The organism is Xenorhabdus bovienii SS-2004, assembly GCF_000027225.1.
Lineage (GTDB): Bacteria > Pseudomonadota > Gammaproteobacteria > Enterobacterales > Enterobacteriaceae > Xenorhabdus > Xenorhabdus bovienii_C.
Genome location: NC_013892.1, coordinates 2,136,218 through 2,161,697, shown reverse-complemented (window position 1 = coordinate 2,161,697; position 25,480 = coordinate 2,136,218). Strand labels below are relative to the sequence as shown.

Genomic DNA, 25,480 nt, shown 5'->3' with positions numbered 1-25,480 from the left:
ATTCTATAGAATGGTTAAAGATATTTATTTAGATCTAATTTAATTGTAAAGCCTAATTCTTGTTTATACACACTATTACTGCTCAAGGATCAATTCCACCACCATTGAACTCAGAGATTTCTATTTTATAACCATTAGGATCAAGAAAGTAGATAGAACGAGAAGAATGATATTGAATTATATCACCATCAGGTAACTTCACATTATGTGATTTTAATTTTTGCAAAACAGAGTCGAAATTATCAACAATAAAACCGACGTGGGTAATTTCCAACCCAGAATTTTCAATTCCAGTTCGTTCAGCATACTCATGCAAACACAAATATAATTTACTTTCATTCCCTAAAATAACCCAGCGAACCATTCTTCTTAATCCAGCCTCCTTCTTTTTAAATCCAAATACTTCTTCATAAAAACGAATACTTTCATCAAGATTAGCCACTTCCATTTGGATATGGTCGAAACGCGTTACATTAATAGATGTTATTTTATTCATACTATCATCTCCTTATGCATAGGTGTGAGAAAACCTTGCTCATCCCAACGATTGATGAACTCTCGAAAATATTCTTTAGATTCTAAATCATACTTTGATGATATGTTATAACCAGATAATCCTGCTGAGATATTTGTTTCATCCATTGTCAGGACATTTTTGAAACTATTAATGGCCTCCTGATGATCGCCAAGGTGTTCATGGCATACACCAATCATATACTCAGTAAAAGTCACTCTAGGCAAACCTGCCTGCTTCGCATTTTGATATTGTTCCAATGCCTTAGTATACTTATTTTGTTTAAGATAAACTTCAGCAAGCTCTTGATAGTTAACCGACCAGTATGGGTCAAGTGTAACAAGAGCCATAGCATATTCTTCAGCAACATCCCATTTCTGGCTGACATACATCATTTCTTTAATGGATGATTCCAACACGGTTTTTTTTGGTCATGTATTAAATGGTTAGTTGCTGTGATATGCTTCCGGCTTTTTAAGGATGAAGTATGGCCAAAGTTGATGTCTATTGCCGTTATTGCCACAAATCAGAACAGGTCAAAGGACATGGGAAAGGAAATGGCGGACATCCTCGTTATCGCTGTTATAGCTGCTGTAAGGTCTTTCAGTTGGCGTATACCTATCAGGCCTGCAAACCCGGCGTTAAAGAACAGATTGTCGATATCGCGATGAATAACGGGGGAATTCGTGACACCGCTCGGATCCTGAAAGTCGCCACCGCCACCGTCATGAAAACATTAAAAACCTCAGACCCCGAAACGTAACGACACTTCCCCTTGCGGAATGTGGCATCCAGATTGTCTGTGAAATCGACGAGCAATGGTCGTTTGTCGGCAATAAGAAAAACCAACGCTGGCTTTGGTATGCTTGGGAACCCCGCCTGAAGCGAATAGTGGCTCATGTTTTTGGCGATCGCAGTCGAAAAACGTTAGACAAGCTGCTTACCCTCTTATCTTCCTTTACTATTCGGTTTTACTGCACGGATGACTATGTTGTTTATGACCCACTTCCCGAGGAAGAGCACTTGACTGGAAAGGCGTTTACTCAGCGTATAGAGAGAACGAATTTAACGCATCGTACCCGAATCAAAAGGCTGAATAGAAAAACCATTGGGTATTCAAAATCGGAAGAAATGCACGATAAAGTGATAGGAACCTTTATTGAACGTGAACATTATTTTTAATACCTAATCTAATCATTTAATACATGACCTGTCTTCGATAGCCGATGAAGAGAAAGTGTTGTTAAATATCCATTATGAATTGGGCTCCTATACACGAATAACGGTCTGGCCAAACACCTCTGAATCCTATGATATTCAATTATTATTTAATAATGAGTATATGGTCAGTATCCAAAAAGGCACGGCGGGTCAAATGTTGAAATGGAAGATGGACTATGACACAGATAACCGATTTTTAACACAGGTCTTGTCCCCGACGGGGCTGAAGGAAATTGTGGACTATAATTCTAACGGCCATCAGCTTCCAGACAATGCGAGCCTACCGGCATTGCCCTATGTCACTCGGCACACACAATCTCCCGGTAATGGCTCTGATATTGTGCGCACTTATGAATACACCAATTTTAACTTTCTGGGTTATGGGGCAGTAGGAAATTGGGATCGTAATGAGGATTATCTTTATAACATCTTAACCGACTACCAATATGGCTCGACCGAAAGCTGGCTGGAGGGGAAAACACAGCGCCATATCACCCGGAGCTATAACAATTATCATCTGTTGACCTCAGAAGTGATCCAGCAAAATGATTGTCAGCGTCATCATAAGACAAAGTATTATGCACAGATTGGCGTTGATTTTGTGGATCAGCTCCCGCAATTTCAGATGCCGGAATCGGCGATTGTCAGCTTTAATGAGGCCGCCAACGGGGAAAACCACCAGACACAGTTTGATGACTCAGGTAATCCCACCGTGCAGATTGCGCCGGATGGTACACGTACCGACTGGACTTATTATCCCGCCAGCGGGGAGACAGGTGCCTGTCCGCCAGATCCGCATGGCTTTGTGCGTTTCGTCAAGTCCAAAACCGTTACGCCGGGTCAGTGTTCCCCCGAGGGGATCAATGAGGAGGCACCTGTTTACAAAACAATCTATCGCTATGCTCAGTTGCCAGCCCGTCCCGGTTCACCCTTATCCTATGCTGTCGTGCGTACTTATCAGGGAATATTCAGCGCAGGTAGGCTACTGCTTGAAAGACAGACTCACTATGTGAATGAAGTCGCTTCGCCTCATCATGGCCGTCTTCAGCGGGTTGATGAAACGGTGCATAGTATACAAGATGGTGGTCAGTCATGGACGAGCCAGCAAGTTTTCAGCTACGTCCTTCAGGGAGAGGCGCTGGTGCAGGGTATTCAGTGGACAGGGCATGACCAACTCAGCATAGCTACTCAACGCACACAATCGCGGAGCAGTGGCAAATTATGGCATGGCATGGATGCGCAGGGCCGTACAACACGTTATCACTATGATACTTTTGGGCGTATCCTGAAACGCATCAATAATGAGGGAACCGATTACGCCCGGGAGATAACGTATGTCTATGCCATTGAAGATGCCGGTACGGTAACAACAACACAAACTGATGTTTGGGGTAATCAGATGCGTACCCGCTTTGATGGACTGGGGCGTGCTTATCAGCAGGAGAAACTGGAGAAAGGGCAGGAGAAACAGGGCTGGCGTTTGGCGTCTGAAGCGGTCTATGACAACGGGGGGCGTATAGAGAAATATATCAGTCATGACTGGCTGCCCGTCGGTGAGGGGGCTGGTTCTATCACGCAAGTCTCTTCCAGTCAGCGTTTTGAATATGATGACTGGGGACAGCGATATCTTGTGATACAGGATACTGGGGAACGTCTCCGGCATGATTATGATCCTGCTACCCGGACTGCACAGATTACCCTGCTGGCCGAAGGGCTGCGTTTTGGCAAAACAACCGTGGTATATAATGTACGTCACCAACCCGTCACCATTACACGTTATGACAGTCAGGGGCAGCTTTATAGCCAACAGATCCATCATTATGATGGTTTGGGACGATTACGGGCCACCATCGATGAACTTGGACAAAAGACAGAATATATTTACGATCTGTTTAGTCGGGTTTCAGCCATTAAACACAGTGATGGCACGGTGATCCGAAAAAACTATGCCCCTTTCAGCGCTGGCAATTTATTGACACAAATTGAGGCTGGCGGTCATGTATTGGGGACACGCGATTTTGACAGTCTGCAGCGCAATATCTCCACCTCCTGTGGCGGGCGTACCTACCATTATGCTTATCAGGGGAGCAATCTTTATCCCAGCCAGTCCACTGATCCGTTGGGTCATACAGTGACACATCAATATGAGCCTTTATTAGGGAATGCCCTGACGAAAGTGGAGGCAGAAGGAATAGAACAACGCTTTAGTTATGATCCCAAAACGGGAACGATGACTCAGGCTTCTGCATCGCAGATTGCTACGCATGAGATGAGCTATACTGCTTCGGGGCAGTTGAGTCAGACCCGTTACCATTTTGAAGATGGACAAGCCGGTGTCGCCCGCTCGGTCGACTATACCTATTCTCCCATTGGCCTGATGACGGATTACAAGGATGTGACGGAAAAAAAATGTCATATGCGCTTTGATTCGTTTGGTCGTCCGATCGCAAGACGAGATTTAGATATTGAGATTGCCTTAATCTATGATACAGCCAGTCGTGTAAACAGTTGGACAGTTCATGACAAACAACACAACCAGAAATTAACCATTACCCTGAGTTTTGATGATTTTGGTCGTGAGGTCAATCGTCAGATCCGGACTAAAACCGATACGCTGACTTTGGAACAGAGCTATAACGTCAAGGGACAGGTGACCTGCCGTAGCACCCGTTCACAGGCATCCGGCTTGTTACGGCAGGAAACCTACACCTATGATCCCGCACGCAGCTGGTTGAAGGAATATCACTGCACTGGTTCGGAGTCTCCCCGTGATGCCTATGGTTTTGGCATTGCCCGTCAGCACTTTGCCTATGACGTTCTGGGTAATATCCAAACCTGTGTGACCATACTTGAAGATGGCAGCAGCGATACAGCAACTTTTACTTACAGTGAGGCAGATCCCTGTCAGTTGCACGGGATAACCCATACCCACCCCGGTTATCCTGCCACCATCACATTGGCTTATGACAAGGCGGGGCGATTGATCCGGGATGAGGTTGGGCGCCATTTAACCTATGATGCGCTGGGGCGGTTGACCTCAGTGCGTTTAAATGCGGCCATAAGTCATTACGCTTATGACGCAGCCAACTGTCTGGTGTTGCAACATATTGGTACCAAGAAAACCTATGAGCTTTATTATCAGGGCGCGACCCGTGTAGCCGAGATCTTGCGGGAAAGCGGGGTTGCGACCCGTCTGTTACATGCCCACGGGGAAACGGTCGCGACGGTGACAGGTCCAGAGGTCCATTTGCTGGGGACAGATAAACACAGCAGCGTACTGCTGAGCCACAAGGGAGATGGCGCTGAAACACGCTACCGTTATTCCCCGTATGGACAGCAGGCGGAAAATGAACGTGCCACCGGCCTGCCCGCCTACAATGGCGAGCGTCTTGATCCCGTGTGGGGAACTTACCACTTAGGTAATGGCTATCGCACCTATAATCCCGTATTGATGCGGTTTACTGCCCCGGACAATCTGAGTCCATTCGGTGCCGGTGGTATCAACAGTTATGCTTATTGCCTGAATGATCCGATAAACCGGACTGATCCCAGCGGGCATATGAGTCTGGGGGGCATTTTGGGTATTGTTTTTGGTACTGTCGGGTTAGCCGTTGGTATCGTCTTAGCTATTCCCACAGGGGGAGCGTCACTGTCCATCGGGGGGGCTGTTTTGGCCGGACTGGGATTTGCCGCTGATGCTACAGGAATAGCCAGTGTGGTCACCGAAGACAGTGATCCCCATGCCTCTGCAATCCTCGGTTGGGTTTCCATGGGATTCGGTGTGGTCAGCATGGGGGCTGGTGCCATCAGCGGCTTGGTCACAGGCATGCGGCGAGCGGGACACCGGATGATAACCAGTTTTAGCCATGGTATGAGCGGTAGGAGGGTTCCTGAAACTCAGCTAATCAAACACAACGAATACACCCTGACTTTCCAGTCTATGTTAAATGAAGATAGGGTTTTCCAAATCGAAAACCCAGTAAATAGCGGTGCTTATACTTTAAGCGTGGATATTAACGGGTTAGATACCAACACGATTCTTCGGTTGGATAGATCGGGATTTGAAATACTGAGCACTAACGGGGCAACAAGAATGATTAGTAATGTCTATCTTGTGCCATCGAAACCACCAGTTTTGCTGAACATCACAGAAGATAACTATCTAAATTTATATGGGCAATTTATAAAAAGTGACACTCGCTATGGTAGTACCAGTCTAATTAATCAATCGCGCCATTTACAAAATTTGCTCAGAGCTACGGGAAGACATATTAGTGATGATTTAATAAGAGATATGGATTTTCTATGGAGTCATCATAGATTTAGATATGATTTTAATCGATGGCTACATTTTGAAATGCTAGAGAAGTCCAATATCATTGGAGAATATATGACGGAAATTCGACTGCAGTCGTCCGCATCTGATATATTTAATTCCTTTGTTCCAAATATTGCAGCTATTCCAGTTATTCCAGCTATTCCAGCTATTCCAGCTATTCCAGGACCCTAAACGAATCGATTATCTCAATTTTTATTTTTAAGTATTGATTCCCCCACTGGGGGAATCAATACTTAATACATTAGTAAGTTGCCTCTTTGTTCGCTGTACTCACTCACCCCAGCCACACAATTATCTATGTTCCGGGAAATTCGTTCCCTTGCCGCCGCGACGCATATTGAAATCCATCGGAATATATATTCAGAAGCTATACCTGTGTAATTAGCTCCCCCAAGATCTGTTCAATCAATCCACTTAATGTTTTATGATTAAATCCCTTAACCACCTTATCCTCCACTATCCTTGCCTAATCCTCCAATTTATTATTTTCACTGATATAAACTTTCCAATTCTAACGATATGCTAAGTAACAATAATGAGTAAAAATTTTGTGTGTTTATGGCAATGAATGAGGGAGTAGAAAATGAAATCATTACATCACCTATCCGGTGCAACAGAAATTGAAATTCAGTTACAACAATTAATCGGGAAAATAGCCAGCTTGACGCGACCCAATACATATGCAGCCAAAACCGCGATCCCTGAAATGACATTGTGTCATTTAGAACAGCCAACGACACCAGTAGGCTGGTTGTACGAACCCAGCATTATGATCATCTCATCACCATTTAAGGCGGTGACTTCAATGAGACTAAGCGTATGTTGAGGTTGGAACTCAGCGATAAAGTATTTGTATAGTAAAGCAATCTTACCCCTTTAGTCATCGTTGACGGGCCGGGGAAGCCCTTACAGTAGTATATTTTCCGTTTTTCAAGTGGAGTCCTATATGAGCTCTCTTCTGCTTTTCAGAAATACCCGCTAATCAAAAATTATCTTATTGATCCACCTCTCTAAGTTCTTAAAGATTCATATTTTTTATCCATAGCCATAAACCCAAATGCAGCCAACATGGCAATAGACACTATAAGTAACCATGTGTATTGATATCCAAATTTATCGATTGTGAAACCAATTAATACAAAACTTGGCATAAGCAAAATATTGCGCATGCACGTTGAAAAACTTTGAATTCTACCTCTATGGCTTTTTGGTGATTGATTGGCTAAATATATACCTTCCTTAGTATAAAGAAGAATTTCACCAGCAGATAAGAAGAACCATGCGATAAATTGCATTGGTATAGTTGGGCTTGACATTACAACTAAGTAACCAACTGCGAAAATAACACTTGAATACGCAAGGCTTATAATGTCCGACTTGGAGGCAGTCAATTTCATTAATATAGGTGTTATTGCAACAACGACTAAGCAGGAAAAAGTGCAGAGCTGTCCAAATAGAATAGGGCCATGAGTATCAAATATATAGTTCAAATACAGCGGACTAGCCATAGTCATTTGATTCATAACTACCCACATTAGAGAGCAAAAAAATGTAAAAAAAATAATTCTTGGTCTCTCGGACAGTACTGTCCAAACGGTACCAATGACTGGTTTTTCCAACTCGATATTCAATAACTGAGTTTGGCACGTTCCCCTTTCTTTAACACTAGAATTAACTCCAAAAAGAACTGTTAATATTCCTATCAGAGCAGCTAAACCGTTCCCCCAGAATATCCAACTTGTATAACTCCAAAATAGATATCCAGCAAGAAGTGGACCTACTGCTGAACCTAAATTAAAAGCAAGATAACTTAAGGACATTACAGCATCGCGGTTCCTGTGGTTTGACAAGTCAGCAACCAATGCGTTACTTGCCGGGAGTGCTAGACCAAAAAAGAAATATGTTCCGAATAAGAACAAAGGTATGACTATAGGGTTATATACAAAAAATCCACATACTATCAATATAAGAGAACCGACTAGCTCGCCAAATACCAAAACTCTCTTATGACCCATACTATCTGAAAATTTACCTCCTAGAATACTACCGATAAAATATGAACCAGTCACTCCCATTGTTAACGATCCAGCAATTATTACAGAGTAATCGAGTTTCTCAGTCAGTAACAACATCATAAAAGGTAGAATAAAATTTCCTAAACCAAGAATAAATCTCGCTATAGCGATGAAATAGATATTTGATGATAACCCTCGATAAATTGAGATTGCTCCAATCATTTTATTTATCATTGTCATTCCTTTATTATCAGTTAAGTATGTGTCATTAAAAAATATCGAAACCAATTAAATGTCATTTCTTAAACTTGCAAAATAAGTTAATTTAATTACATGATTGATGTATGATTATATTATGCGCGTCTCGCACTGTTTTATTAATTTTTATAGCGAGAAAAATAATTTATATCGAATCAGTTTTGTGCATATGGTTGGATATTAAAGAAACTACAGCTTTCTTTTTTAATATCGGATAGCTGGAATACTTCTTTTAAAAACGTGCCAGTATCCCTGTTCTTGACAAATACTTCCTGATTGCTAATAAAGAGTTTTTGAGGAATACCAAGGTAATCAGCAAAACGTTCTTTTTCGAATACCTGAGTCTTGCATCGATCATCTATCAACATTCGATCTGGTGGGATTTGTAAACAATTTGCAAACTCCAAGCACCTCGATATGTCTTCATCTCGTAGGGGAATTATAGCAATATCAAATGGGCGTACTGGCTTTGGTAAGTTGAACCCTTTATTATCTCGATAGCAATCGAGGATCACAAAAAATAACCTTTGAAGCCCCAGCCCATAAGTTACGAATTGGGCGTTCATATTCCTATTTGAATTGCTGCAATAGCGGGCAATCACTTTTTTTTCTTGACCATATTCATACGCCATTGCCAAACTCACAGCAGAAACATCATTAAAGAGTTCCTCACCATCAGTATGAATATAGAAATACTCGTAAAATTTACTTTCTTCATTATAAGTGAACTCTATAGGTATAGAAAATACATTGGCTAAATGTAGTGTGTATTTATGAAAGAACTCAATAGCCAATTCCTTTTCAGATACCCTCTCATGTAAACAAGCACCAGCAAGCATTCTGAACTCTCTTGTTTTGAGAATACCTTGAACCTGGCTGAGCTGCCGATAAAATTTGGCGGAAAACATCATTTTTATTGGTAGTTGTCTGTAACTTTGAAGCCCCTCCTTAAGGAAATTTAATAATAACGGTTCTGGAGTTGATAGCAAATGATAGCGTTCCATTTTACCTTTCAGGAAGACAAATTGATCTAGAAAACCGTCATGGAATTGCTCACCCAATGATAAGATATCAGTCGGGATTATTTGGGTCATATCTATATGGTTGAATTCAAATTTTTCGGCCTCTTTAATACAGCAACGCTCAATAGCAGTTAATATCTTATTACCAATAGGTAAGAATAAGGGTATTCCCTTTTCTACCATTTGATAAAAAGGCCCAGAACTCAATAAAGACATAGTTGAATTCTGGTTTAGAATTTTAGGTAATCGATATTTTTCAAGAAATAGTTGTTTAGTTAGCCTCACGTGGACCTCCAATATTATTTATTATCTTGTCAGATCTCTATATCAGTAAAAATTCACCTACAAAAGGAATAACTCCAATTTAATAAGAGTTATTCCTACTGAAAAGAATAATTTTGGCTAGTACATCTTACGGGTTACGTGTGATAATTAAGATGTAACTATATTCACGAGTCTATTGGGAACAATAACGGTGCGCTTCACAGTTTTCCCTTCAATATGTTTCTGGACTTCTTTTAGAGTGAACAGTTTATCCTTTATCATTTCCTCTGATGCATCCACACTAATAAGATGTTGAGCTCGTAACTTACCGTTTACTTGGACTGCGATAGTGACAGTATCTTGAACAATAGCCAACTCATCTACTTTAGGCCACTCTTCTGTAATGAGAGCATTATCATGTCCTAGAACATGCCATAAAACATGCGTAACGTGAGGGATAATAGGAGATAACATAATAACGACATTGTCTAATACTTCTTTTACTACAGCTTTGTCTGTTTCACTATTAACCGTAAACTTATTGTATGTATTGATAAGTTCCATAACAGCTGCAATTGCAGTGTTGAAGCTTAATCTTGTCTCCATAACATCAGTTACTTTCTTTAGAGTTTCATGGAGCTTCCTTCTTAAATTTTTTTGCTCAATAGTAACAATTCCACTTGAATGAATTATCTTGGGCATGCAGTGTTCGGCATGACCATGAACCGTATTCCAGAGTTTCTTAATAAATCTATGTGCACCATCGACCCCGGAGTCTGACCATTCAAGCTGCTGCTCAGGAGGTGCGCTGAACATCATAAATAGACGCAAAGTATCTGCACCATAGTTGTCAATATAATCTTGAGGGTTCACTACATTTCCTTTCGATTTTGACATTTTGCTACCATCTTTAAGCACCATTCCCTGAGTAAATAGACGGACAAACGGCTCATCCGATGTTAACAAGCCTTCATCACGCATTACTTTGTGAATAAATCTAGCATACAGTAAGTGTAAAATTGCGTGTTCTATGCCTCCTATGTATAAATCTACTGGCGCCCAATAATCAGCTCTCTCGTCTAACATCATGTTCGGTTGGTCAGCACATGTAAATCGAGCGGAATACCAAGAAGACTCGACAAAGGTGTCAAAAGTGTCTGTTTCTCTAACTGCACATTTTCCACAACTGGGGCACTTAACATTGTAAAATTCAGGTATGTTTTTAAGCACATTGGATTTATCTGTGAATTCAAATTCTTTTGGTAGCACTACGGGAAGATCATTTTCAGGTACAGGTACAGTCCCACAATCATCGCAGTATATAATTGGAATTGGAGCCCCCCAATAACGTTGGCGAGATACTCCCCAATCGCGAAGCCTGTATTTGGTTTCGAATGTTCCTGCCTTTATTTCCCTTAGTTTTTGAGTAACTCCCTCGATAGCGTCATCACTCACCAGCCCATTGAACTCCCCAGAGTTTATTAAAATTCCTTTACCTGTAAATAAGCCCTCAATATTGGCACTTTCTTTATCAACAGGTTTTATGACGTGCTTAACGGGTAAATCATAGAGGCCGGCAAACTCGTGATCGCGTTCATCATGGGCTGGAACACCCATTATGGCTCCTGTACCGTAGCTCGACAAAATGTAATTGGCTATCCATATTGGCACTTCTTCGCCATTCAACGGATTAATAGCTATGCAGTCTGTTTGAATGCCTTTCTTTGTCAGTGTCGCTAAATCAGATTCAGCAGTAGACATCTGCATACACTTATCTGCAAAAAGCTTTATATCGGGCTCTCGTTCAGATAATTCTCGTGCAAAGGAGTGATCTGGTGCTAGCGCTATAAAGCTGCAACCAAAAATGGTGTCAGGCCTGGACGTAAATACTTCTACTGTATTTCCTGTGCCTTTAATCTTGAAACTAACTTGAACTCCTGTAGATTTACCAATCCAGTTTTTTTGCATCGTTTTAACTTGAACAGGCCATTCTTCCAAGTGGTTCAAGCCATCTAGCAATTCTTCTGCGTAATCCGTGATTTTTAAAAACCATTGTGAGATTTCTCTTTTTTCTACTAAAGCATCTGAACGCCACCCTCGCCCATTTATAACTTGTTCATTGGCAAGGACGGTCTCATCCACAGGGTCCCAGTTCACTACAGATTTCTTCTTATACGCTAGTCCTTTCTCATATAATCTAAGGAATAGCCACTGCTCCCATCGGTAATAATCAGGAGAACACGTGGCTATTTCTCTAGACCAATCGTACCCGTACCCCATTTGCTTTAATTGCTTTCGCATGTTGTTTATATTCTTGTACGTCCAAGATGCAGGGTGAGTATTATTTTTAATAGCAGCATTCTCGGCAGGCAATCCGAAAGCATCCCATCCCATAGGCTGAAATACGTTTTTTCCACACATTTTTTGATAACGAATAATAGCATCACCTATGGAGTAATTCCTTACATGCCCCATATGAATATTGCCACTAGGATAGGGAAACATACAAAGAGAATAGAATTTTTCCCCTGGGTTATGTTCATCTGCAAGAAAGGTTTTTGCTGATGACCAGTATGATTGTGCTTCTTTTTCAACATCTCTCGCACTATATGTTTTATTTATTTTCATGGACATATACTTAAATACCACCTATAACTTATTTTTCATTAGGACTTTTCTTTATTTCTTTTTCGCACTCTACGAATTCAATCTTGTAACCATCAGGATCGGTTGCAAATGCAATTATTGTTGACCCATATTTTTTGGGTCCAGGCATTCGCACAACATTTCCGCCACTTGCAATTATCCGATCACATATAGCGAACACATCATCGGTATAGATTGCAATGTGACCGAATCCATTTCCGAGTTCATATTTATTAGTCTCCCAGTTATGAGTCAATTCAATCAAGGCGCTATCAAATTCTCCGCCATATCCAACATAAGCAATGGTGAATTTACCATCCGGAAAATCCTTACATACAAGTAAATCCATATTTAGTATTTTGGTATAAAATTTAATGGATTGAACTAGGTTAGAAACTCTTAACATTGTGTGTGCAATTCGCATGTGTTCTCCTATCTAAAAATGCTAGACAGATAATGCTGGATCATCAGCACCTGTTGGTTCCTCTTCCAGTTCCCACATAACACCAAATTTATCGGTGAAGTAGACAAAACTAATTGAGCTGGAAATTGTTGACGACTTTAGTTTCAGATCTAAATCTGATTCGAGCTCTGCATTTGCGAAGGTAAAATCGTCGGGACATACCGGATCCAATTGAAAGGGTTTATAATCCGAGTTAGGATTGATGAGAGAAACACCGGGAAAAGACTTGATTTTCTCGTATGCACTGGCAATGTCCCTCACACGTAACGCTATATGTCTAGGCCCTCCCAATTCATTTGGCAAAAATGTTTGAGGTGGATTAATTGGCTTGGGATTAATGTAGCTAATGATTTCTAAATAAACTGTAGTATTAGGTATTTTAAGAAAATTTATAGCAACAACTACTTGTTCCGAGCCTTCCAAAAAACCAGCACCTTTAGCAAAACCTGAGTTCTGAAAATGTGGAAATGACTGTACCAGCTCAAATCTAAATAAAGATTGATAAAATCTTGTTGCATCGTCGATATCATCTACAACAATATTTATATGACCAAATTCAACTATATCTAACATAATTAGTCCTTTTTATTATGTAAGAAATTTATTGAATGCTTAATAAGGCAAATCAGTGAATCAGTCACTTTGTTGGAAAAAAAACCAGGAGTCCACTTTAGGTCTGCCAATGAGTCGCTAATAACAAATGCGGATGCGATATTGACTTTATGGAATCCGGCCACAACAAACAGGGCTGATGCTTCCATTTCTACGCACAATACCCCTTGCTGCTGTAAGCTCGTAACTTTTGATTTGGTCTCTCGATAAGGTGCATCAGTAGTCCAAGTTCTACCTTCAGTAATAGATGGTATATGCTTACTGAAGCAAAGTTTAAGGTCTTTATGCCACTTTTCCGTTGGTAAAGATATTTGCCCGTCAGAAACATAGTGTTTTGATGTCCCTTCGTCTCTTAGGGCACTATCACATAGAACAATATCTGCAATGGAAAGGTTAGGGTTGAGAGCTCCAGCCGTTCCCACAACTATAAAATTTTGTACTCCAAATGCGATTAACTCTTCCAGATTTATAACTGCGACAGGAGCTCCTATTCCTCTACAATAAAAAATTCCTACAGATTCATTGTCTGATAGAACATAAAGTTCTCCAGCATTAAACCCTTCTATTTTATTTAAGTCATAAATCTCTTTGCAGTGTTCCATTAGACTTTCCAAAAAAACCATAATAACAGTTTTTGGAACTGATTCGACTTGTAAGTACCCACTAGCGCGTAAATACGAAATAAATTTATTTGGATCTACAATTAAGTTATTGTTCATATATCCTCGCGTTTGATGTTATTATCTATTGAAAAATTAGGGTATTTCCGGTACGGACATACAGATTTCATTTTGTTTGTTACTTAATTTCATATGAATGAAACCGCCGATTGGTAAGGTCAATATTGGATCTGTGTGTGAAGACGAGAAATTAACAAGTGTAGGAACAATTTCCGGAACAAACTCTGAAATCAGATTATCTAAATATGAGGGACTAAACCTTTTTCTAGAACACTCAGTAAAGTTTCCAATTAACAAGCCGGAAATTTTATCAAATATGCCGCATGCTTTAAGGTGGGATACCCACATTCTGAATTGGCTCGGATCGGTATTAAAACCTGACTCAAGTAATAGGATTTTATTGTCGAAGTCCGGACAGTATTTAGTTCCGATAAGGTTTACCAAAGACTCAATATTCCCGCCGATTAGTATGCCTTTAATTTCCCCTTCATTAATAGTCCGCCATTCAGGGTGAGATTTCCATTCCCTAGGGCCGAAACCACTTTTCAAGAACCATAAGTCACTAGCTGTCATTTGGGGTTGAATAAGTCTCTCTTCTATATTTGTCAGCCTTAGCGCTTTGGTAAAACCATTAACCGTTTCGGCTGGTAAGCTTGGGTTGCAAAAGGTTCCAAATCCAGGACCATGAAAGCTAACTCCACCAGTAACCGCATAGTAGGCGTTAAGTAAGGCAGTGATATCACTATACCCAATTAATACTTTATTAGTACGATGGAGCTCTATGAAATCAATGTGTTCGAGTAAATCATTACAATTGTAGCCGCCAAAAACTGCCATAATAATATCTGTATTTTCACTTAGTATTGCCCGATTTATACTAGACGCACGTTGAGCAGTAGTTCCGGCAATATTTTCGGTGTCAAAGAAAGATTCGTCGTTGATTGAAACTACGTACCCAAGATTTGATAGATTTTTAAGGCCAACATCTATCATTTTTGTGTCTAAATTGCACATAGTATTGGCTGGCGCAACAATGGTTATTTTAGCCATTCATCACCTGTAGTTTGGGTGTTAATTTAGTCGACCGAAGTTCATTGTGGACGACTAACTCTTCGTTGGCGCTTAGTCTATTGGGCTAGCGGTAAACAACTCAGGCTCAGTGGGAAATGTTACCTTTCTAAGAAGCATTAAAGAAAAACCCATATGTGATAAATTCGTTCTGAACAGATGCATAAAGTAGCTATATCTCTTGTATAATGCAGTCCGAATTTCAGGATCAAGTTCTTCTAGATGTTGTTGTTTGAAAATGATATTGACATATTCTTCAACTTTGGCGTTTGAAATATCATCGAAAACAAAATTTTCACAAGAAACAAGCTCGTACCCTGGAAGGTTGAAGAACTCAATCCAGTCTTTTTTGTATAGAGGGCTAATTTTGACATCGATAGCTTCTGAAACCTCATCCACAAGTGAGTCTTTCGGTTTTTTGATATAGTACATTGGGATCGCGGCAATCAATCCATTGTCTTTTAATACCCGGTCATATTCCTTAATAGCTTTCACTTTGTCATCAAAGTAAGAGGTTACATTGCCACAGAAAACCATATCAAAAGTCTTATCTTCGAACTTTGTATCAGTGGCATCTCTTTTTTCGAAAGAAATTAGTTTAGAAACATTTTCCTTGATCGCCCGATTACAAGCGACTGACAAATTGTTCTCATCAATATCAATTGCAGTAATCTTACAATAGGTAAGCTTAGCCAATTCGATTGCTGTTACACCTGTCGCCGTGCCCACTTCTAACACTTCTGTTTTGCTATTCAAAAAAGCATTCTGAGCAATTCTTCTAATGCTATTCATTCCTCCTGGCGGTCTATTCGTTTCTCTCACAATACCGATCATGGGAAAATACTTAATGGTTGGAATTGACTCTAAAGTTAAGTGTTTCATTTTTCACCTTAGTTAGATAATTACGCAGTACAAAACAATGCGCATTTAAGTTAAAATATGCTTCTTTGAGAAAGGATAACCAAATAATTTATGGTAGGATATTTTCTCCGTGAATGCGGGGAAGTAACTGACAATCTCGAATGTCATCATGATTAATTAGCCATAGAATGAATCTTTCAACTCCCATCCCAAACCCTGATGTTCTTAGGGGCATTAATTCTCTCATTCGGATATACCACTCATACTCTTCACGGGATACTTTTCGAACATTCAAGTTCTCCACTACATTCTCGGCATAAGTATTCCTTTCTCCTGCACCTAACGTTTCACCAATCCCCATCAACAAATCCGCTGTAAGTGAATAGCCTTGCTCAGATGCATCTGCCTGATAAAAAGGAACTGATAAGCTAGGGAAATGGGTCAACCAAACTGCGCCATCGAATAATTCAATTAACTTTTGTTCGCCTTCATTTGTTATTTGTTTAAATTCAGATTCATGCTCACTAAAATACCGTGAGTCATTGTTTAATAACTCCACCGCATCCGTGAACCTTACTCGTGGTATGTTGCCCTTAAGCATAGAAAGCTTTCTTAGGTGTTCTAGTTCATCAGTAAATTGCGATAAAAGTGCTCTTTCGTTTTCTAAGAAGTAATCGCATAGGTATGTCACGTACGAACTGGCTAGTTCAATGACATCATCCAAACTGCCGATGATTTCACTTTCTGCATGATAGAATTGATTCAAATGGCGCTTGTCCTGTTCTTCGCCTCTGAAGGTAGGCATGAGATAATACACACCTTTGTCATTCAATCTCAGAACGTATTCAAGCAAAAACTGCATGGAATCCGCCAAATAAGTATCCACTCCCCCTAGATTAATTTTCACAGGTATCGAATCTGATCCAAGTCCCATAGGACTCGAAATAGATCCAGTGGTAACAGGTAGCAGTACTGGAGACAACTCTCTAGAGCTAAAAAATCCTCCTGTTTTGGCTGAAATAAGAGAATGTATTTTAGTTATTGATTTATACCATGGATCAAAGATCGCACTCTCGAAATGGCTTTCAGGGTTCTTCCAACTTTGTTTTGACTTCATCGTATTAGTTAAAGATCTACGCTGTGAAACATTCCCTGAAAGAGGTTTTTTTATTGTGTTGTCGCTAATCATGATTTTCCTTGTATAAAAAATAAACATGCAACATCGAATAGAGTAAAACTAGAATTGCTTTACTCACAGAAACACCTACAGAGTTGTGCGCTACCAATAGACACAAAGATCGCGTATTATCTGCTTATTGATAACATTATTAGATATATATACCGATATTTTTCAAAATAGTTATCACTACTTACTCAATTTTTAGTCGGCAACTCTATCAGAATATAAAATTATGCTAATATTTCTTACCATGCAGATACTTTTTAATTTTGAGCGATGTTTAAGTACTTAATATAGTATATTTTCCGTTTTTCACGCGCCCCCCTTAATAACACTACTAACAATATATTTTGTCGCGCCCATACTAGCCCCCACTGTCACTTCTAGAAGCACCACTTGCTGTAGCATAAGCGAGATCTTTAACTATTTGACGATTATTGGGGTGATGGCTATTATGATTTGTTCCTCCTGAAATTTTTTCTATATTCCATTTTATTTAATTTGATCATGAACATATTCCTTTTTATCTTTTAAAAAACATAGATACAATACTAAAAAAATAGATGCGCCAATAGATTTATAAAAATACATAATAGGTCCACACTATTGTTCACACATTCATATTTATTTAAGGCATAATCCAAAAAAATAAAAATAATTATCAATTTTATAAATCATTTTTTACCTTCCATACGTTTTCTGGAAGAATAAAGAAAGATAATAACATCAATGGATCTAAGTATGACATAATCTTCTCCTACTTGTTCGGTAATTACTATAATCAGCCTAACTTAAACTATTGTTAAACCGTCACTCATAAATAGAGGCGTATCATGACACCATACTTATTACATCTGTAGTATTAGCTCCCCCAAGATCTGTTCAATCAATCCACTTAATGTTTTATGATTAAATCCCTTAACCACCTTATCCTCCACTATCCTTGCCTAATCCTCCAATTTATTATTTTCACTGATATAAACTTTCCAATTCTAACGATATGCTAAGTAACAATAATGAGTAAAAATTTTGTGTGTTTATGGCAATGAATGAGGGAGTAGAAAATGAAAGCATTACATCACCCATCCGGTGCAACAGAAATTGAAATTCAGTTACAACAATTAATCGGGAAAATAGCCAGCTTGACGCGACCCAATACATATGCAGTCAAAACTGCGATCCCAGAAATGACATTGTGTCATTTAGAACAGCCAACAACACCAGTAGGCTGGTTGTACGAACCCAGCATTATGATCATTGTTCAAGGGAAAAAACGGATAACTATCGGCGGGTGCTCTTATTGTTGTGATGCCAGCCAATTTATGGTGACTTCCACCGATATTCCCACCATTACTCAAGTTTGCACCGCTTCGAAAGAAGAACCCTTTTTTGCCATGATGTTACAGTTTAATATTCAGGAAGCCTCAGAATTACTGATAGAAAATCATGTTGCAATCCGGCAGGATTCGCCAGATACATGCGGGTTAGCTGTCACTCCCGTTACAGCTGAACTGCTGGTTTGTTTCAATCGGCTGCTGGATTTATTAAGTACTCCAGAGGATATTCCCGTACTTTCTCCATTGATTCAAAAAGAGATTGTCTACCGTCTGCTAAAAAGTGAATTGGGTGGACGACTGCAACAGATGGCCTCACAGGAAAGCCCCAGCCATCAAATCAGCAAGACCATTAACTGGCTGAAAGATCACTTTGCTGACTCCGTCAAAGTCGAACAACTCGCACAAATTGCCCGAATGAGTCCTTCATCCTTTCATCACCACTTTAAGGCGGTGACTTCAATGAGCCCACTCCAGTATCAGAAATGGTTGCGTTTAAATGAAGCGAGACGAATATTATTGACACAACACCATAACGTATCAGCCACCGCATTTCAGGTGGGTTATGAAAGCCCTTCCCAGTTCAACCGTGAATACAGCCGTCTATTTGGTGAGCCACCCTGTCGGGATATCAAACGGCTGCGAGTAAGATGATGATTAACCCATCGCCATCAAATGACCTTGATAAAACGATAAATGCGAAAACAATATCTCTTTGGAGGATCAGGCAACGATTGGAAATAACTGGGCACCCTTCCGGCTAAAATTGGATCTAATATAATTCATGCATTATCCATAAAATAAAACAGAGGATGATTATGACCCACATTTTGGTTGTTAATTCAGCAAAAGAGTTTGGTGAATCAAAAGGAGAACTAAATAACACGTTAACAGAGATCATCAAGGATCATCTGACGGGAATGGGGCACGAGATCCAAATAACTCATGTTGATAAGGGTTATGATATTCAGGCAGAAGTCGATAAATTTATTTGGGCAGACAGCATTATTTACCAGATGCCGGGCTGGTGGATGGAAGCCCCGTGGATTTTGAAAAAATATGTCGATGAAGTTTTTAGTGCCGGTGACGGTACGTTATTTCAAGATGACGGGCGGACTCGCAGCGATCTTACCAAAAAATATGGTTCAGGAGGTTTATCTCAGGGTAAAAATTACATGTTTTCGGTTACCTGGAATGCACCGCTGGAATCTTTTGAAGATCCTGAACAGTTCTTTGAAGGAAAAGGCATCGACAACGTTTATTACCCTTTTCACAAAGCAAATCAGTTTTTAGGCATGTCACCATTACCGACGTTTGCTTGCTATGACGTGGTGAAACAGCCACAGATTGCACAGGATATTGAGCGGTTAAAAATACACTTATCTGATTGTTATTGACTATTCGTGCTCCCACCTGCCATGCAGGTGGGTAATGTGATTGTTATCACGGTTTAAATTTATTCATATTACCTTACATAAATCTTCCTTGAATTTTTATCAAAAAAAAATAACCATAACGGGTCTAATAAATTGATATATACATTTTATATTACCCATAACATCCTATAATGGCTTATTTTTATGACTCTAATAGCTTATCTATACCGCCAATCTTGGATATTACTGCTTTTATCAACAATAAGCGCATTAATTAGTGGATTTGCCGGTGCATCTGTAGTAAGTACAATTAGCAGAGGAATTACAGAAACAGTTCAACTTAATTCCTTTCTCTGGAGCTTTTTTGGTATATGTATTCTTTTTTTCATTACTAAAACACTATCCGAGGTTATCCTCTCACATTTAACCCAAGCAACAATTTATTCATTACGTCTCAGTCTGAGTACTAAAATATTACGTGCACCTTACAAAAAACTTAATAAACTTGGGAGACACGGCCTATTAGCTGTTTTAACTAAAGATGTCGATGTATTTATACAATCTTTTATGTTAGCCCCAACTGCTTTTGGAAATATCACCCTTATTTTCGCCTGTTTTGGTTATTTAGCGTGGGTTTCCTGGCAACTTTTTGTCATTCTGATCCTTTTATGTCTAGTGATAATGTATATTTTTTATCTTCTGGAAAAACGTCCTATACGGTTAATGACTGAAATGCGTGATCAGGTGGACAGGTTGTATCTCAATTTCCAAAGCCTGATTGATGGCAGCAAAGAACTGCAACTCAATACACAGAAAGGCGATGCGTTTATCGATAAAGTCATTTCTCCCGGTGCCAAAAAATTTAAAGAAATCTGTATTAAAGCAACCACGGGTTATGCCTGGGTGCTGAATGCAAGTTCAATCGCTTTTTATATGATTATCGGCATCATGGTCTTTGTCGTGCCGATCTGGTTACCTCAAGACCCCGCCAGTCTGGTGACGGTGACATTAACTGTGCTCTTTCTGGCTGGCCCTATCAGTGAAGTTGTCGGTGCCATCCCAGAACTGAGAGAAGCTGAAATCTCGTTGAATAAAATGCGTCAGCTTGATAATGACTTAGACGAAGGGCAGGAAAATCAATCAGTGCAGGGTGACACGCCAAACCCATTTTTGAGTGAAAAACCCCTGGTACTTGAGTTGAAGGATATCGTCCATCACTATACGACTGATAAGGAAGACCGTCAGTTTATGCTCGGCCCTTTAAGCCTGAAAATATCTCAGGGCGAAATTGTCTTTATTGTCGGAGGTAATGGTAGCGGTAAGACCACGTTAGCCATGATGCTGGTCGGTTTATTCGAACAGGAATCCGGTTCTATCTGGCTTAACGGTGTAAAGATGGATACATCCAACAATGTCCACTATCGCCAATTCTTTTCCGCTGTATTTTCCAATTATCATCTATTCGATCAGCTATTAAATACCGGCACAGACGTCACAGAGAAAGCGACTCATTACATTCAGGCATTAAACATGGGTCACAAAGTGAAGATTATTGATGGTAAATTCTCTACGACAGAGCTTTCAGCCGGTCAAAGAAAACGGCTGGCTTTGGTCGCTGCTTATCTGGAAGACCGCCCTCTTTATCTTTTTGATGAATGGGCTGCTGACCAAGATCCGGTATTTAAACGGTTGTTCTATACAGAGCTTCTGCCGGAGTTAAGATCTCGTGGGAAAACGGTTATTGTGATTAGCCATGACGATGCTTATTTCGATATTGCTGAACGTGTTATTAAGCTGGAAGATGGTAATATTAAAGAAATAAATAATCATAACCATGAAACTATTACAGAGATAAAATAAATAACCACCCAAAATAAATGACCGTGATATATTTTTTATTCATTCAAAGAGCCTATTTTAATAGGCTCTTTTTTATTAACCTACATTATTAAAATTATTATGCAATATAAATTATTAATAACATAGATACACATTGCCTGTAATAAAATTAGATATATAAGTAAAACACGACTAACCATGTAAAATACATTGATTTAATATATAATTCATCCTCTCGAATGTCATGAAAAAATAAAAGTATATTTTCTGAACAAAGAAGAATTTGCTTATCAGTTTTTTTAAAAATGCCTTTATTTTTATAAGTATGGTATATTTTTTATTATTTCATACATTTACAGCATGATTTTTCTTGCTGAAAAACAGATCATTCTGACTTTATTTATCCCGGATTTTTTAGTTATAGATTTGGATTCTAGTTTTATTTTTTGTTTTATCAGTTCTCAGACTTTTTTATTTTCATATGCCCATAAAAAAGGGAGCTATAAAATGAACCACCCTGAAAAGTTGAAGCCATTTGCTTTATCAGAAGCACAAAGCAGCCGTTGGTTTCAATATCAAATTAACCCAAGCCAACGTGGGCGAAATAATGGTGCATTTTGTGCCAGAGTTAAGGGGTTAAACGTTCAAGATTTAGAAAATGCACTCAATCACCTGATCAAGCGTCACCCGATGCTGCGAGCCAGTTTCGGGCTATACGATGGCGAATTGGGATATCGCATAGCAGAGAATAGCGAAATCAAAATTCAGACACATGATGCCCTGCACCTCAGCGAAGATACGCTTCAGCAACTTGTACTTGACGATTGCCGGCATGTTCTCGATCTGGAAAATCCGCTGCGCTTTTATGCCAGTTGGTATCAATGTAATGCGCAAGAAAGTGTCATGGTATTGACGTTCGATCATTTAGTTGTCGATGGTTGGTCTTACTGGTTGTTGCTGGAAGAACTCGGCATGATTCTGACCTCACAAGAATTGGAACCGATATCAGAACACAGTTATCAAGATTATGTTTCATGGCAGCAGAAATGGTTAAACAGCAAAAACGCAAAAAAACAACAACAGTTCTGGGGCAATAATCTGGCTGGGGATTTGAGTACATTATCATGGCCGATGAAAATCGGATCGGTACAGAACAGAGCAGATAACAACGTCGCCCCCCCAGCCACGGATAAAATCACGGCGTTCGGCAGAATCCCTGATGATTTAGCGCTTAAGCTGTGTGCTATGGCATCTGAATACGGCAACAGTCTGTTCGCTATTTTTCTGACTGCCTATCAAATCCTGCTACATCGCTATACCGCGCAGGACGATATCGTTATTGGCTCAATGATGCCGGGTCGAAGTCAAGCCAAATGGGGTAAGTTGGTAGGGGAATTTGTCAATCCGGTCGCTTTACGCGGTCAAATCAACGGTAATATCACTGTAAGGGAACATATTCTTCAAACCGCAAAGACCATCCGTCAGGCGATTGAAAACCAGAGATACCCTTTCACCAAGATTCTGGAACAATTTAAGTTACAGCGCACTGCCGATACACATCCGATTTTCCAGACTCTGATGACCTTTCAAAAACCCAGATATATTAGTGAGCTGCCAACGTTATGGATGGATAACGATTCCAGCACGACAGTACATTGGGGGAACGCGGAATTAAGACCTTTCCCGCACCCTCTTTATGCCGATACCCCCGTCCCCCTGATGGTGAATATGATGGAGGTCAATCAACAGATCCGTTGTCATTTCCATTACGATCCTCAGGTGTTCGACGCTGAGTTAATTAATCAACTCATAAAAAATCTCATTATCCTGCTCACGGCAATGGCGGATAACCAACAACAGTCTATCGACAGCTTACCGCTGATGGCTGAACAAGAACGCCGGCAGGTTCTCTATGATTTTAACAAGACGGATAAGCCTTTTCCTCAACACGCTCTGATTCATCAACTATTTGAACAGCAAGTCGAACGCACACCTGACACCATCGCCCTGATTTGCGGTGATAAGGCGTTAAGCTATACCGAACTTAACCAACAAGCCAATCGATTGGCTCATGCCTTAATTAAAGCCGGCATTCGTCCGGATAATCGTGTCTCTATCTGCATGGAGCGCAGTCTGGATATGGTCATCGGCCTGCTGGGAATATTAAAAGCTGGCGCTGCTTACGTTCCGCTCGACCCTGAATATCCGACAGATCGGCTCGGCTATATTCTGTCAGACAGTGACCCTGCACTTCTGCTGATTCATCACGGCCTGCAAGATCATTTACCGATGACAACTATGCCTGTATGGGTATTGGAGAGCGAAGAATATCAAACCAATATTGCCAGTCAGCCGACGGATAACCCGGTTGCCACCGATTTGGGTCTGACATCGCGCAATTTAGCCTATGTGCTTTATACCTCCGGCTCAACCGGCTTACCGAAAGGGGTCATGAATGAGCACCGTGGGGTCGTCAACCGTTTGTTGTGGGCGCAGGGTGAATATCAATTAACTCAGCATGATCGGGTATTGCAAAAAACGCCGTTCAGTTTTGATGTCTCAGTCTGGGAATTTTTCCTGCCTCTGCTCGCCGGTGCTCAATTAGTCATGGCACGTCCCGGTGGTCATAAGGAAGCGCTCTATCTGCTGGACGAAATCGAAACGCGGGACATTACTACCCTTCATTTTGTACCTTCCATGCTGCAAAGTTTTATTCATCTGACACCAGCCGGCCGTTGCCCTTCTTTGCGTCAGATTTTGTGCAGTGGAGAAGCGTTGTCGTATTCCTTACAACAACAGTGCCTGACTCATTTTGCTCACAGCGAACTTCACAACCTGTATGGTCCGACGGAAGCCGCTATTGATGTCACCTCGTGGCGATGTGTACCCGATCAGCATATCGGTCTGGTTCCCATTGGTCGCCCTATCGACAATACCCAAATTTATATCCTTGATAAACATTACCAGCCTGTTCCCATTGGCGTAGTCGGGGAAATTTATATCGCTGGTGCAGGTGTTGCCCGGGGTTATCTGAATAAACCGGAATTGACCACGGAACGCTTTATTCAAGATCCCTTCGGTCAGCATCCTGATATGCGGATGTACAAAACCGGCGATATCGGGCGTTGGCTAGCCGATGGCAGCATTGATTATCTGGGACGCAATGACTTTCAGGTCAAGATACGCGGAAATCGCATTGAACTGGGGGAAATTGAAGCACGTCTGGCTCAGTCTGACGGTGTTCAGGATGTGATTGTTATCGCCCGTGAATATGATGCCGGAGATACACGGCTGGTCGCTTATCTCATCCCCCAGTCCGGCGTCACCCTGAGTATTCCTGCTCTACGGGAACAAGTGGGCAGTAATTTGCCTGATTACATGATCCCGAGTGCATTTGTGATGCTGGATGCCTTCCCGCTCACTCTGAATGGCAAATTGGATCGTAAAGCGCTGCCTGCTCCCGATCACTCGGCCGTCCTCACACGGGAATATGCGGCACCACAAGGTGAAACCGAAGAACAACTGGCCGATATCTGGCAAAAACTACTGAAAATCGATCGCGTCGGGCGTAATGACAATTTCTTCGAGCTGGGGGGGCATTCGCTGCTAATACTACAGCTACAGTCAAGAATAAGTGAAATATTTGATGTCGAACTCTCTATTCAACAATTATTTGCACACCCCACTATTTGTCAACTTGAAGAGCACATTATTGATGCTCAGTTACTGCAATTTGACGCTGAATCCTTGCAAGATCTCTACAAAACAATGGGTTAATTCTGGTTTTT

The 25,480-nt window shown here is 40.5% G+C and carries 18 protein-coding genes; 7 read left to right on the top strand and 11 right to left on the bottom strand.

What is annotated here, in order from left to right:
- Window positions 1-82: 82 nt before the first annotated feature.
- Together XBJ1_RS09215 and XBJ1_RS09210 are read right to left on the bottom strand one after the other, a co-directional pair.
- Window positions 83-496: a VOC family protein gene (locus XBJ1_RS09215; RefSeq protein WP_012988619.1), complete on the bottom strand. Its 414-nt coding sequence runs from the start codon at window positions 494-496 to the stop codon at window positions 83-85.
- A complete protein-coding gene (locus XBJ1_RS09210; protein ID WP_012988618.1) occupies window positions 493-933 on the bottom strand; it encodes a tetratricopeptide repeat protein in 441 nt (146 codons plus the stop codon). The genes XBJ1_RS09215 and XBJ1_RS09210 overlap by 4 nt, the downstream gene beginning before the upstream one ends.
- Window positions 934-1,001: 68 nt before the next feature.
- Here XBJ1_RS09210 and XBJ1_RS20775 point away from each other — a divergent pair.
- From XBJ1_RS20775 to XBJ1_RS09195, 3 genes are all read left to right on the top strand, one after another.
- Window positions 1,002-1,696 (top strand): IS1 family transposase gene (locus tag XBJ1_RS20775; RefSeq protein ID WP_143827612.1). Its coding sequence is split into 2 segments (ribosomal slippage): window positions 1,002-1,257 and window positions 1,257-1,696, totalling 696 coding nucleotides; the frame shifts between segments, so codons are not numbered across the junction.
- A 160-nt stretch (window positions 1,697-1,856) separates the two neighbouring features.
- Window positions 1,857-6,245, top strand: coding sequence for an RHS repeat-associated core domain-containing protein (locus XBJ1_RS09200; RefSeq protein WP_012988617.1), 4,389 nt, complete (start codon window positions 1,857-1,859; stop codon window positions 6,243-6,245).
- A 412-nt stretch (window positions 6,246-6,657) separates the two neighbouring features.
- Complete coding sequence (locus tag XBJ1_RS09195; RefSeq protein ID WP_012988615.1) at window positions 6,658-6,900, top strand: hypothetical protein; 243 nt, start codon at window positions 6,658-6,660, stop codon at window positions 6,898-6,900.
- 184 nt (window positions 6,901-7,084) lie between these two features.
- Here XBJ1_RS09195 and XBJ1_RS09190 read toward each other — a convergent pair whose 3' ends face one another.
- The 9 genes from XBJ1_RS09190 to XBJ1_RS09150 form a co-directional block, all read right to left on the bottom strand.
- On the bottom strand, window positions 7,085-8,323 hold the full coding sequence (locus XBJ1_RS09190; protein ID WP_012988614.1) for an MFS transporter: 1,239 nt from the start codon (window positions 8,321-8,323) through the stop codon (window positions 7,085-7,087).
- Window positions 8,324-8,502: 179 nt separating this feature from the next.
- Window positions 8,503-9,585 (bottom strand): aminoacyl--tRNA ligase-related protein, encoded by a 1,083-nt coding sequence (locus XBJ1_RS09185; RefSeq protein WP_232503273.1) that lies wholly within the window; start codon window positions 9,583-9,585, stop codon window positions 8,503-8,505.
- 216 nt (window positions 9,586-9,801) lie between these two features.
- A complete protein-coding gene (gene leuS / locus XBJ1_RS09180; RefSeq protein WP_038198815.1) occupies window positions 9,802-12,255 on the bottom strand; it encodes a leucine--tRNA ligase in 2,454 nt (817 codons plus the stop codon).
- 34 nt (window positions 12,256-12,289) lie between these two features.
- Window positions 12,290-12,703, bottom strand: coding sequence for a lactoylglutathione lyase (gene gloA / locus XBJ1_RS09175; RefSeq protein WP_012988611.1), 414 nt, complete (start codon window positions 12,701-12,703; stop codon window positions 12,290-12,292).
- A gap of 21 nt (window positions 12,704-12,724) precedes the next feature.
- Window positions 12,725-13,315, bottom strand: a complete 591-nt coding sequence (locus tag XBJ1_RS09170; RefSeq protein ID WP_012988610.1) for a VOC family protein — start codon at window positions 13,313-13,315, stop codon at window positions 12,725-12,727.
- A 2-nt stretch (window positions 13,316-13,317) separates the two neighbouring features.
- Window positions 13,318-14,073, bottom strand: a complete 756-nt coding sequence (locus XBJ1_RS09165; protein WP_038198812.1) for a nucleoside phosphorylase — start codon at window positions 14,071-14,073, stop codon at window positions 13,318-13,320.
- 36 nt (window positions 14,074-14,109) lie between these two features.
- Window positions 14,110-15,084, bottom strand: a complete 975-nt coding sequence (locus tag XBJ1_RS09160; protein ID WP_038198811.1) for an LD-carboxypeptidase — start codon at window positions 15,082-15,084, stop codon at window positions 14,110-14,112.
- Between the two features lie 72 nt (window positions 15,085-15,156).
- Window positions 15,157-15,984 carry a class I SAM-dependent methyltransferase gene (locus XBJ1_RS09155; RefSeq protein ID WP_049778818.1) on the bottom strand — a complete coding sequence of 276 codons (828 nt, stop codon included), beginning with the start codon at window positions 15,982-15,984 and terminating at the stop codon, window positions 15,157-15,159.
- A gap of 88 nt (window positions 15,985-16,072) precedes the next feature.
- A complete protein-coding gene (locus XBJ1_RS09150; protein ID WP_080515960.1) occupies window positions 16,073-17,152 on the bottom strand; it encodes an asparagine synthetase A in 1,080 nt (359 codons plus the stop codon).
- Between the two features lie 1,055 nt (window positions 17,153-18,207).
- Between XBJ1_RS09150 and XBJ1_RS09145 the strand changes: the two genes are divergently transcribed.
- From XBJ1_RS09145 to XBJ1_RS09130, 4 genes are all read left to right on the top strand, one after another.
- A complete protein-coding gene (locus tag XBJ1_RS09145; RefSeq protein WP_012988603.1) occupies window positions 18,208-19,131 on the top strand; it encodes an AraC family transcriptional regulator in 924 nt (307 codons plus the stop codon).
- A 164-nt stretch (window positions 19,132-19,295) separates the two neighbouring features.
- Window positions 19,296-19,874, top strand: a complete 579-nt coding sequence (locus XBJ1_RS09140) for an NAD(P)H-dependent oxidoreductase (protein WP_012988602.1) — start codon at window positions 19,296-19,298, stop codon at window positions 19,872-19,874.
- A 183-nt stretch (window positions 19,875-20,057) separates the two neighbouring features.
- Window positions 20,058-21,713, top strand: coding sequence for a cyclic peptide export ABC transporter (locus XBJ1_RS09135; protein ID WP_012988601.1), 1,656 nt, complete (start codon window positions 20,058-20,060; stop codon window positions 21,711-21,713).
- A gap of 486 nt (window positions 21,714-22,199) precedes the next feature.
- Window positions 22,200-25,469 carry a non-ribosomal peptide synthetase gene (locus XBJ1_RS09130; RefSeq protein WP_012988600.1) on the top strand — a complete coding sequence of 1,090 codons (3,270 nt, stop codon included), beginning with the start codon at window positions 22,200-22,202 and terminating at the stop codon, window positions 25,467-25,469.
- Window positions 25,470-25,480: the final 11 nt, after the last annotated feature.